General features: G+C 39.9%; 7 protein-coding genes and 2 tRNA genes. All 9 read left to right on the top strand.

The features are described from left to right. Positions 1–88 precede the first annotated feature (88 nt). The 9 genes from KUA46_RS03310 (at position 89) to KUA46_RS03270 (ending at position 12,104) form a co-directional block, all read left to right on the top strand. Positions 89–161: transfer RNA gene (locus KUA46_RS03310), tRNA-Thr, on the top strand. A gap of 32 nt (positions 162–193) precedes the next feature. Beyond that, positions 194–264: transfer RNA gene (locus KUA46_RS03305), tRNA-Gly, on the top strand. A 129-nt stretch (positions 265–393) separates the two neighbouring features. Then, positions 394–2,997, top strand: a complete 2,604-nt coding sequence (locus KUA46_RS03300; RefSeq protein ID WP_218487735.1) for an SLBB domain-containing protein — start codon at positions 394–396, stop codon at positions 2,995–2,997. Positions 2,998–3,032: 35 nt separating this feature from the next. Next, complete coding sequence (locus KUA46_RS03295; protein ID WP_218487736.1) at positions 3,033–4,571, top strand: ATP-binding protein; 1,539 nt, start codon at positions 3,033–3,035, stop codon at positions 4,569–4,571. Positions 4,572–5,407: 836 nt separating this feature from the next. Beyond that, the gene (locus KUA46_RS03290; protein ID WP_218487737.1) at positions 5,408–6,454 is read left to right on the top strand and encodes an AAA family ATPase; all 1,047 of its coding nucleotides are present in this window, start codon (positions 5,408–5,410) and stop codon (positions 6,452–6,454) included. Beyond that, a complete protein-coding gene (locus KUA46_RS03285) occupies positions 6,451–7,095 on the top strand; it encodes a DUF3226 domain-containing protein (RefSeq protein WP_218487738.1) in 645 nt (214 codons plus the stop codon). The genes KUA46_RS03290 and KUA46_RS03285 overlap by 4 nt, the downstream gene beginning before the upstream one ends. A 213-nt stretch (positions 7,096–7,308) precedes the next feature. Further along, the gene (locus tag KUA46_RS03280) at positions 7,309–8,361 is read left to right on the top strand and encodes a Wzz/FepE/Etk N-terminal domain-containing protein (RefSeq protein WP_218487739.1); all 1,053 of its coding nucleotides are present in this window, start codon (positions 7,309–7,311) and stop codon (positions 8,359–8,361) included. Positions 8,362–8,371: 10 nt separating this feature from the next. Further along, positions 8,372–9,424: an EpsG family protein gene (locus KUA46_RS03275; RefSeq protein WP_218487740.1), complete on the top strand. Its 1,053-nt coding sequence runs from the start codon at positions 8,372–8,374 to the stop codon at positions 9,422–9,424. A 1,531-nt stretch (positions 9,425–10,955) separates the two neighbouring features. Continuing rightward, entirely contained in the window at positions 10,956–12,104 is a 1,149-nt protein-coding gene (locus KUA46_RS03270) for a glycosyltransferase family 4 protein (RefSeq protein ID WP_218487741.1), read from the top strand. Positions 12,105–12,106: the final 2 nt, after the last annotated feature.

Here is a 12,106-nt window from a genome sequence, read left to right as displayed (position 1 = left end):
AATAAGAGTTAACCACGAGAAAAGTTTAGGCAATAATTTCTTATTTCAAAAAATATTCATTACCTTTGCATCTGCTTTTGGGCAAAAAGCCATGATGGCTCAGTTGGTAGAGCAACGCATTCGTAATGCGTGGGTCGCGGGTTCGAGTCCCGCTCGTGGCTCTTTCTTGTGAAAGGAGTTAGTATTTTCCTTCGCGAGATTAGCACATCGGTAGTGCACGGGCTTCCCAAGCCTGTGAGGCGGGTTCGACTCCCGTATCTCGCTCAGAACATCAGCAAACCCAGGGTTCAGCCCTGGGTTTCTTGTTTTATTAACATCTTTTCAATCTTCTACTACAACAAAATAACTCATTTCGAGTTATTATATAAATTAAACTAAGATAAAAGAATAATAATGAAGAAACATATCATACTTGTACTGGCGCTCGTCCTGTCTTCAGGACCACTTTTCGCACAGAGTTCACACATGACCGATGATCAGGTCATGAGCTTTGTGGTGAAAGAACATGAGCGTGGCACATCCAACTCACAGATTGTTACCAAACTGATGCAGCAGGGCGTAGACATCTCCCAGATTCGACGTGTACGCAATAAGTATCAGAAGATGTCGCAACAGAACGAACTCTACAGCACAACCGCTGCAGGAAATACAGGCAACAAGAGAATGCGAACCAACAATGGTAAACAAAGAGAAGATTACCAGGACAAGGATAATGAGAAGCAGGTTTCAACCTATAGCAATTATCGCATCCAGAGCAAGCAGAACGACAGCTACTATTCATCTTATGATGAGAATAATCCTGACTATGCTAACTTCAGCAAGGAGATGAATGCACTGGTTCCAGATACAGCTACCATGATTAAACAGATGCAGGCTGAGCTCGGCATCAAGCGCAACAAGGTATTCGGCCGCGACATTTTCAATAACAAGGATCTCAGTTTCGAGCCAAATATGAACATCGCTACCCCACAGAACTATCGTCTGGGACCTGGCGATGCGGTTATCATCGATATCTATGGTGCCTCACAGAAAACCATAGAGAGTACCGTTTCGCCAGATGGTGAAGTAACCATCGAGGGGTATGGACCAGTCAGCGTTTCAGGCTTGACTGTAGCTCAGGCTAATGCCCGCCTACGCAATACAGTGGGCAGCAGATACCGTTCAAGCCGCATCAAGCTTACCGTAGGACAGACCAAGACCATCATGGTAAACGTGATGGGCGAGGTTAAGATTCCGGGCACCTATACCCTCTCAGCCTTCGCTACCGTATTCCATGCACTCTACATGGCTGGCGGAACCAACGATCTGGGTACATTGCGAAACATCAAGGTATACAGACACAACAAACTGGTAACAGTTGTTGATATCTACGACTACATTCTGAACGGCAAACTGACGGGTAATGTCCGTCTTGCCGACAACGATGTCATCGTAGTAGGTCCATACGACTGTCTTGTAACCATTTCCGGAAAGGTCAAGCGCCCGATGATTTACGAAATGAAGAAGAACGAGAGCGTCAATTCCCTTCTGAAGTATTCCGGCGGTTTTACAGGCGATGCCTACAAGAAATCAGTAAGACTGAACCGCAAGACCGGCAGAGAACGTGCCGTATATAATATAGAAGAGTTCGACTTCTCCAGTTTCCGTATCGATGACGGCGACTCAATCAGCGTAGACAGCATCCTGCCACGCTACGCCAATACCGTAGAGGTGAAAGGAGCCGTATTCCGTCCGGGCATGTACAATCTCGGCGAAGAAATCAACAGCGTACGCACCCTTGTAGAGCATGCCGAAGGATTGACAGAGGAAGCCTTCACCAACCGTGCCGTAATGCACCGCATGAAGCCAGACCGCTCACTCGAAGTAGTAAGTGTAGACATTGCCGGCATTATGAACGGCAAGACTCCAGATATCCCATTGAAGGAAAACGATGTTCTCTTCATCCCTACCCGACAGGAAAAGATTGTAGAGCGCACCCTCACCATCCGTGGCGAAGTGCAGTATCCAGGCGTCTATCAATATGCCGACAATGAGACCCTCGAAGACTTCGTTCTTCAGGCAGGCGGTTTAACCGACAAGGCTTCAACCGTTAATGTAATGGTAAGCCGTAGAGTAATGGATGCCAAGGCTTTACGTCCAGACAGCGTTATCGCCAAGACCTACACTCTATCTCTTAAAGACGGCTTCGTTATCGACGGCACCCCTGGCTTCAAGCTGATGCCATTTGATGAAGTAATGATTCGTCAGAGTCCGGCGTATGTAGAGCAGCAGAACGTATCAATTACCGGTGAAGTGATGTTTGCCGGTCTCTATACATTAGACCATCGCAACGCCCGCCTGAGTGAACTTTTCAAGAAGGCAGGTGGAGCTACCGACCAGGCATATCTCAAGGGAGCCCGCATCATCCGCAAAGCCAACGAACAAGAGAAGCAGCGCATGGAGGCAGTATTGAAGATGCAGCGCGAAGAGATGCAGAAAAATCTTCTGCAGCTTGCCGCCAGCAGCAACAATTCCAGTGCACTCACCCAGACCTCTAAGGATGTAGAGCGCACCAACATAGAGAAGTTCAATGTACCTAGCGAGTATCCAGTAGGTATCGATCTTCCTAAGGCATTGGCGAACCCAGGCAGTGATGCCGACATCATCTTGCGAGAGGGCGACCGTCTGGTCATTCCTCAGTACAATGGTACGGTAAAGATCAACGGTGCTGTAATGTTTGCCAATACGGTAGCCTACGAAAAGGGCAAGAAGCCAAGCTACTACATCGATCAGGCCGGTGGCTTTGCCTCAGATGCATTAAAGAGCAAGGCATACATCATCTATATGAATGGTAAGGTAGCCAAACTCTCTCATGGTGCCAAAGTGCAGCCAGGCAGTGAGATTGTCATCCCAGCCAAGCTGAAGCGCAAGATGAGTACCGCCGAAATGATGAGTATGGGAACCAGCATGAGCAGCATCGCCGCTATGATTGCTACGATTGCTAATATGAGTAAGTAAGAATAATCAAACGCCTATAAGAAAGGAGCCATTCTATGAAATATCCTATAGGAATACAAGATTTCGAAGACTTGCAACGTAATGGTTATGCATACGTTGATAAGACAAACTTCGTATACAAGCTCGCAGATGAGGGCAAATATTACTTTCTGAGTCGCCCACGCCGATTCGGAAAGAGCCTCTTTCTGTCTACTTTGGAAGCATACTTCCAGGGTAAGAAAGAACTCTTCGAGGGCTTAGCCATATATGACTTGGAGACAGAATGGAAGAAATATCCTATCTTCCATATTGATCTCAACACAGCCAACTTTCGAGAGAAAGACAGCCTGTATATGGTGCTTAATGACTACCTCACAACTTGGGAATGCAAATATGGAACCCGTGAGTCAGAAGCCACGCTTGCCCTTCGTTTCAAGGGTGTGATAGCACGAGCTGCAGAGAAAGAAGGATGTGGTGTTGTAATTCTTATAGATGAATACGACAAGCCTATACTTCAGACCTTGCGTGCCCCAGAGTTACAGGCTGAACACCGTGCACAGCTGAAAGCATTCTATTCGGTATTGAAGACACAAGACCGGTATATCAAGTTTGCATTCCTCACAGGTGTAACCAAGTTTGGCAAGGTTAGCGTGTTCAGTGACCTCAACAACCTGACGGATATCTCGATGGACCACCGCTATATTAGCATCTGCGGAATGACAGAGAAAGAACTGCTTACGAATTTCAAGGAAGGTATCAACGAATTAGCCGAAGCCAATGGCGATACAGAAGAAGCCACAACAGCAAAACTGAAGGCAAGATACGACGGATATCATTTCGAGGAAAATACAGTAGGCATCTATAACCCATTCAGCGTACTGAACACTTTGTCAAGACTTCGCTATAAAGACTACTGGTTTGAGACTGGCACACCCACATTTCTAGTTGACTTGCTGAAAATGCACAACTATCGTTTGCCAGACATGACAAAGGAAAGGGTATCAGACGATGTAATCAACAGCGTGGATTCGCTGTCAACCAATCCGATACCTGTGATATACCAGAGTGGTTATCTCACTATCAAAGGCTATGACGAAAGGTTTAAGAAATACCTACTAGGCTTCCCTAACAAAGAAGTGGAAGAAGGTTTCCTTAACTTCCTCCTACCGCTATACTGTTCTGCAGGTGATCGTTCCGCCTTTATGGTCGATGAGTTTGTGAAGGATGTTGAAGCAGGACATGTTGAACAATTTATGAATCGGCTTACCGCTTTCTTTGCAGACAACAGCTATCAGGTAGCAGGCGAAGCAGAACTTTACTTCCAAAATGCCCTATATCTCATTTTTAAGATTATGGGATTCCACACACAGGTAGAAATACCGACAAGTGAAGGCAGGATGGACGTTCTCATTCAAACTTCCGACTACATCTACATCATTGAATGCAAATTAGATGGAAGTGCCGAAGAAGCTCTGCAACAGATAGAAGACAAAAACTATGCAGCTCCTTTCGCTATGGATAAGCGAACAGTCGTCAAGCTAGGCATCAACTTCTCTAGTAAGACAAGAAGAGTTGAGAGTTGGAAACAGAGATAAGTTAGCAGCATCGCCGCCATGATTGCTACGATTGCTAATATGAGTAAGTAATAAAGATTATAAAGACTTAATTCCCCAACACTATTATAACTTAAAAAGTTTAATTTATAAGTTATAATAGTGTTGGGGAATTAAAGGTTGATAAAAAGCAGGAAGAGGTGCGCCTGTATCACAAAGCAGAATCCTGTATCTCCTACCATCTTAGGAAGTTAAGTACTAAGATAGGAATCAAGGACAAGCTCACTCTCTATATTGCCCGCCATTCTTGGGCAACAGCGGCAAGACAACAATATCTCTATCTCCGTCATCAGCGAGGCATTGGGACAAAACCGAATACTTTCGTTCAATCAACGACTTAGGAAATTATGTACGAAAAGAACAGTGAAAAAAATATTGATTTCCGTAGAATGTTATTAATTATTTAACATGCATAATTTGCTAGTTTCCAACATTTTTCTTACCTTTGCAAGGAAATTCTGTATATCTTATGTAGAGATTCAGATGACCGACATCAAAAAACGAACTTGATTCGCATGATGAAAGAGACAAATATACAACCACAAGTTACGTCCACTATTGCAGGGGACGACGGCGAAGCCGTGTGAAAAAGTGAAGAAAACGCTAAGAAAATGGCTTCCAAAAAGCCTAATGAAGGGCTTAAAAAAAACTGATGATGCAGGATGGTATGTGGCTGTAGTGAGAGTGAATTGTGAAACGAGAATAGCTGATTCTATACGAATAAATCTTAATCCTCAAATTCGCAACTAAGCCTTTAAACGTCCTTCTTGCAACAGGCGCAAGGGAAAGAGAATTTAGTAGTAATAAAAAGTGTTTGAATGAACAATATAAAGAACATAACAATAAGAAATTACCGCGGAATCCGCTATGCCGAAGTGAGTGACATGGCGAGGGTGAATGTATTCCTCGGTAACAACAACTGTGGTAAATCTTCAGTATTGGAGTCTGTGCTCATGCTTTTGGGTGCAAACAGTCCTGCGTTGCCCTTGGCGGTAAACGTAAACAGAAACTATTCAACAGTAGACAAAAACGACTTTGCCTTGTTCTTCCATAATTGTGATGTTGCTAATGTCATAAATATAGAAGCATGCATTGCTGACAATACATCTATGCGTTTGGATATGACGTATTCGGAATCTGCGATTGAAGAGATTCCCGTTTCTGATATGCAGAATGGTATAATTGAAACGTTGAAAAGATACACTCTCAATCAGAAATATACATATGGCGCAAAAGAGTATCGTACAGCATTGGTGTATAACGCAAAAGATTCTAAATTGTCTTTTGTTCCTGCAGAAGAAAATGCGAAGTGTCCTTCTGCATTCTACATGGCGCCACGTTATAACTTCAATGACTACATTAGCCATTTCAATCAAATTGTAACAGACAAGGAAAAAGCCAAAGTAGTAGAAGTGTTGAATTCTATAGAACCGAGAATAAAAGACGTAACGGTAATAGGTCACAATGTTATGGTTGACACTGGTCTTGACAAGCTTATACCGATAAATCTTATGGGTGATGGTACACGTAAGTTGTTTACTATAGTGACAGCGTTGTATAATGCAAAGAATGGAATTCTTATAATTGATGAAGTGGACAATGGACTTTATTATAAGTCTATGAAATCCTTGTGGAAATCAATACTAAAGATGTCGCAAGAATATGATATACAGGTATTCCTTTCTACTCATAGTGTAGACTCCCTAAATGCATTGAACACTTTGCTTGAAGGCGAAATGCCGGAATATCAGAGTGATGTCAAGATATTCACGTTACGCAAGAATATGCAGGATGAATTGAAATCTTATGATTATCAATTCGAAAAATTCAACTATTTGCTTGATAGGGAGGAGGAAATAAGATGAGGAAACTGCATATATTTATTGAAACTTCAATATCGTCAGCAAAGAAGAAGCAAGGACTGTATACAAATGAATATCATTTTGTTGACCAATACCTTAAATATATATTACCTGATATAAGTGCCATTGATTATGATATAACAGATGTCGGTGGCAAAGACAAATTGTGGATGTTCGACAATGCGATGAAACAAAATACGGAAGCAGGAGATATTAATCTTGTCATTTTCGATTGCGATGAACAATCTACTGGAGGAGGATATGCAGCACGATCATGTGAATTGAATTCTTTGCAGACAAAGCTTGGCGTGAAGTTCGACTTGTTTCTGTTCCCCAACAATAAAGACGAGGGGGCTTTTGAGGATTTACTTCTTAATATTATAAACAAGAAGCATCAAGGAGTGTTGGAATGCTTTGAAGGTTATGAGATGTGTCTAAGAGGTCATGACCCCAATGAAGAACTATATGAAACTCCAAATAAGAAAGCCAAGATTTATTCATATATAACAACGTTCAAGCATAGTAGAAAAGAGAATGAGAAGATAAAAAGTGGAGATTGGAATTTCTCGAATGCTGAATATTGGAATTTGGATGCTGAATATCTGGAGCCTCTTAAAAGATTTATAATGAAGCATGCAACATAAAAGTATGTAAACAAGCCAAAGAACGCTGGGGCATTGCAAAGGTAATGACTGGCGCAAGGGAAAGCAAATATCAATATAATATTAGGTTAGGTAATTATTAAGACCTTATATATATCGTCTGTATAATAGTTGTACATTTGTGCAGTTAACTTAAATTATTGTTATATTAAATATTAACTTTGTAGTTCTATTAATAGTTAAATTATAAATACAATGACACAAGAAAGCAATAAAGCTCCTATTGATTTAATCAAAATAATAGGTATACTTTGGAAAGAGAAGAAGCAATACTTTATAGTTTTGCCTATAACACTAATTGTTACATATATACTTACATTATGTGTTCCACGATATTATACGTGTAAGTTAGAATTGGCTCCAGAGGGAAAAGGTACAGTAGGTAGTGGTTCTCTTTCGACGCTTGCATCTTCGTTTGGATTAGACGGTCTTAGTAAAATGGCAGGAAATGATGATGCTATTTCGTTAATGCTTTATCCTAATTTGCTCAAGTCCCCCAATTTCTTGGTTACACTATTTCCTGTGCATGTGTCTACTAAGGACGGCAAGATAAGAACTAATTACTATCATTATATGGCTGATTGTCAAAAAGAAGCATTATGGAATAGGTATATAGTTAGTCCGATAGTAAATTTGTTTGTTGATAAAAAGCCTTCGTCTTTCAAGGGTACCGAACACGTTGATGTGAAGACTATGTCTAAAAAACAGCAAGAAGTAATAAAAAGAATATCGTCTTCAATATCATGTTCGGTAGATAAGAAGAATGATGTTATAACACTTGTTGTGACAGATCAAGATCCCGTTGTATGTGCCACTATCGGTGATTCGGTAATGTGTCGCATTCAAACTTTTATAATTGATTATCGTACAAAGAAAGCTCGCAATGATTATGCTTATTTTCAAAAATTATGTAATGAAGCGAAGGTACGATACGAAAAGTCTAGACAATTGTATTCCAGTATGTCGGATGCAAATACAGATGTTACTTTACAGAGCGTACAATCAAAAATTAACGATTTAGAGAATGATATGCAGTTACAATATAATACCTATTCTACCCTAGCTGCACAGGCATTAGCTGCTCAAGCAAAAATTCAAGAAAAGACACCTGTATTTACGCCGATATCTACAGCTGTCATACCTGTTAGACCAACTGGACCAAAGCGTTCTTTAATAGCATTAGCTATCACAATGTTAGTAGCTATAATTCTTAGTGGTAAAATATTGGTAAAAAACTATAACCGATAAGAACTTATAAATGTATATATTTTTGTTTGTCTTATTTGTATTGGTTGCATTATTGTCATTAGTAGAAGACCATATAGACTATAGGAAACGCCTATATATCATTCTTGCAGCAATACCTATAATGATAGCCGCCGCCACATTTAAAGACATTACAGTAGTGGCAGATAGCGAGGCATACGAGTCAATGTTCTACAACAATGACGATGCACTGATAGAAATAGCAACAGAGCCCTCGTTTATATACCTTAGCCGTATTGTGCTGTTTTTTGGTGGCGGTATAGCTGTTGTCTTTTTTATATATGCTTTAATAAGTATATCTTTGAAGATGATAATAATAAACAAGATGACCCCATATCTGTTTTCGGCATTAGTAATATATATACCTGTCTACTATGAGCTGCACGACCTTGTACAGATTAGAGCTGCGGTGGCTGGTGCCTTCTTAATGTTGGCATTATATTTATATGCAGATAAGCGATATTTACATACCACACTTGCATTCATTGCAGCTATAATGTGCCACTATTCGAGTGCTGTTTTTTTACCTATATTCTTTGTGGGCAATCTTAATATAAACAAAGCATGGCGTATTGTACTATCTTGCCTCATCCCTATAGGCTTTATGTTCTACCTCACGCATAGAGACCTGATGTTTATATTACCAGAATCTGTAACTGCAGGAAAGATAGATCTTTATAAAAAATCAGCAGAAACAGGAACGGGTTGGGAAGAGCTGTTAGCACCATACAAAAATATGTATTTTATGATAAAATGCGTATTGTTCTATCTGTACATCTACTTCTACGATTATCTAAAACAGCGTAACCGCTACTTCTCTTTAGTACTAATAGTTGAAGCATGTAGTCTTTTTTGGCTTCTGTCAATGGCTACTATACCCGTGTTGGCATCACGTGTGAGCGATCTTTACGGCATCATAGACGCTCTGTTCTTCACCTATATCATATATTTGATTAAGCCTAAGATTGTAGCACGTCTGTGCATCATATCCACTGGCTTGTATATGTATGTGTATAATATGCTCTTCTCTAGGTACTTCGGTTAATCCACAAAAGTATGGAAAAGGAATCACCAGAAAACAAAACCATAGCAAAGAACACTCTGTATCTGTATGTGAGAACATTTGTTACAATGCTCATAACTCTATATACGTCAAGAGTTGTACTGGCTGTATTAGGGTTTGACGACTATGGTATATATAATGTAATAGGCGGAATATCGGCATCGTTCGTGTTTCTATCGTCAATGCTATCAAACGCTACGCAACGATATCTAAACTTCGCTATAGGTCAAAACGACGAGACAAAAGCCAATCAAGTGTTCAACATGAATATGTTGATATATCTTGTATATGGCATTTTGTCTGTGCTTTTTGTAGAGATTGTAGGTCTATGGTTCATTGCAAATAAGATGGTGATAAGCCCAGAGCGCTTAAACGCTGCCTATTGGTGTCTACATACTACGGTCATAATACTATTCGTGTCACTTATTTCATCGGTATACGAATCGGTACTTATATCTCGTGAGAACATGAAGATATACGCATATATGGGCATTTACGATGCTATAGTTAAGCTATTAATAGTATTTCTTATAAGCATTTTTACGTTCGACAAGCTTAAGATATACTCAGTACTTATGGCTATTATGCACATATCTGCACGACTAATTCCCGTGGCATATACCATCAGACATTATCACGAAACAAAACTAATATGCTATTTTAATCGCAATAGTTTTGCCGACATGTCCAAATTCATAGGTTGGAACTTTGTCAGCACATCGGTATTCATACTAAACGACCAAGGTATAAACATGCTTCTAAACATGTTCTTCGGACCTGCCGTGAATGCAGCACGTGCCGTATCTGTGCAAGTAAAAAACTCTATAAGCAACTTTGCTATGGGTTTTTTTACTGCTGTTCGTCCACAGATAGTAAAATCGTATGCCATAGGCGACAATCACCGTTTCATCGAACTTGTATTCAATAGTGGCAAATACACATTTTACCTGTTATGGATTATATGTCTTCCAGTAATGGTAAGAATAGACAACATTCTTAGTTTTTGGCTAAAAAACATACCTGATTGGACAGGTGAGTTTGTTGTGTGGATACTAATATTCAATCTAATAAATAGCAGTTTGTGCGACCCTATATGGCAAGGCATGCAAGCTATAGGCAAACTAAACAAATTTGTGTTGATAGGTAGCATTGTTTATCTAATTGCATTTCCCATCACATGGATTACATTTAAGTATGATAGTTCTCCATTGTTGGCCTTCCAAATTTTGGTCTACATACGACTCGCTTACTTTATGGTAACAATACACATCTTCAAGAATTATATCTACTTTACATATCGTAACTATATTCTTTCTGTGATTGTTCCCATTATAAAAGTTGTCATAATATCAACCACCATAACTGTAGCTATCGACAAGTTTTTGCCTAAAAATATAATAGCCACTTTATTATCACTAAGCATATCGCTTATGGTAAGTGCTGTTACTGTCTACTATTTAGGCATCAAGAAAACACAACGAGTAATATTGACCAAAACAATAAAAAGAAAGCTATGCAAAAAACAATAGATAATCACTCTGAACTTGGAACGAATAGCCATATCGGCAGAATAATATTCCTACTTCCATGTCTTGATATAGACCCTAAAACAAAGAAATGTACAGCCGTAGGTGGTTTCAAGGTTGTTTACGAGTATGCCAATAGATTTGCAGCTGATGGGTTCGAAGTACATCTTGTTTACCCACATAATAGTTGTCGATATAAGAGTGTCTTTCATTGCATTCGCTCTTTTGTAGGGTTCTGCTTTAGACGCATTTTTAGACAACACAGAGCTGGAGAATGGTTCAAGATAGACAAGAACATAAAAAAGCAGTTCGTATTCAACTTATCAACACCATGGTTACGCTTAAAAGCAGACGACTGTGTATTTGCCACAGCATTAGAAACTGCCGAAAAACTTGACAATATAAAAAACATTACACTTGACAATAAATACTACCTTATTCAAGGTTACGAGCTATGGGCTGGCGACAAGGAAAAGCTACACAACTCATATCGTATGGGAATGCACAATATTGTCATTGCACCATGGCTCAAAGAAAAAGTAGAAAAGGTAGGCGCTACAGCCACTCTCATTACTAACGGTTTCAACTTCAAAGAGTTTACTCTGAACAACCCTATAGAGAAGCGTAATCGGTATGAGATTGTTATGCTTAATCACGAACTCGAGCATAAGCGTTGTGTTGACGCATGGGCTGCACTTGACATTGTTAAACAAAAACATCCACAACTACACGTTAGCATGTTTGGCGTATTCAATCCTCCAGTAAATATGCAACCATGGTATACATATCATCGTAATCCAACACATAAAGAGCTCAACGACATATACAATAATGGAGCTATATATGTAGCAGCGTCCGACTTCGAAGGTTTTGGACTAACTATTGGCGAAGCAATGATATGCGGATGTGCAGTGGCATGTACAGACAATGGAGGTTTCAAATGTATGGCAGAGGACGGCAAAACAGCATTGCTTTCACCTATCTACGATATTGAGGCTCTTGCCAACAACATAAGTAAACTTATAGAAGATAATTGTTTGCGTAAGCGTATAGCCTATGACGGCAACAACTACATACAGAATTTCAGTTGGGAAAACTCTTACACGCAAATGAAAAACTTAATAACAAAACAATAAAT

This window comes from Segatella copri (assembly GCF_019249765.2).
Taxonomy (GTDB): domain Bacteria; phylum Bacteroidota; class Bacteroidia; order Bacteroidales; family Bacteroidaceae; genus Prevotella; species Prevotella copri_K.
Note: the sequence above shows the minus strand (reverse complement) of the source record. Positions and strands in the feature narration are given on the sequence as shown.

What these genes read in the sequence shown, in the direction of transcription:
- KUA46_RS03300 (WP_218487735.1), top strand. Translation starts at nt 394, where the DNA reads ATGAAGAAACATATCATACTTGTACTGGCGCTCGTCCTGTCTTCAGGA.
- KUA46_RS03295 (WP_218487736.1), top strand. Translation starts at nt 3,033, where the DNA reads ATGAAATATCCTATAGGAATACAAGATTTCGAAGACTTGCAACGTAAT.
- KUA46_RS03290 (WP_218487737.1), top strand. Translation starts at nt 5,408, where the DNA reads ATGAACAATATAAAGAACATAACAATAAGAAATTACCGCGGAATCCGC.
- KUA46_RS03285 (WP_218487738.1), top strand. Translation starts at nt 6,451, where the DNA reads ATGAGGAAACTGCATATATTTATTGAAACTTCAATATCGTCAGCAAAG.
- KUA46_RS03280 (WP_218487739.1), top strand. Translation starts at nt 7,309, where the DNA reads ATGACACAAGAAAGCAATAAAGCTCCTATTGATTTAATCAAAATAATA.
- KUA46_RS03275 (WP_218487740.1), top strand. Translation starts at nt 8,372, where the DNA reads ATGTATATATTTTTGTTTGTCTTATTTGTATTGGTTGCATTATTGTCA.
- KUA46_RS03270 (WP_218487741.1), top strand. Translation starts at nt 10,956, where the DNA reads ATGCAAAAAACAATAGATAATCACTCTGAACTTGGAACGAATAGCCAT.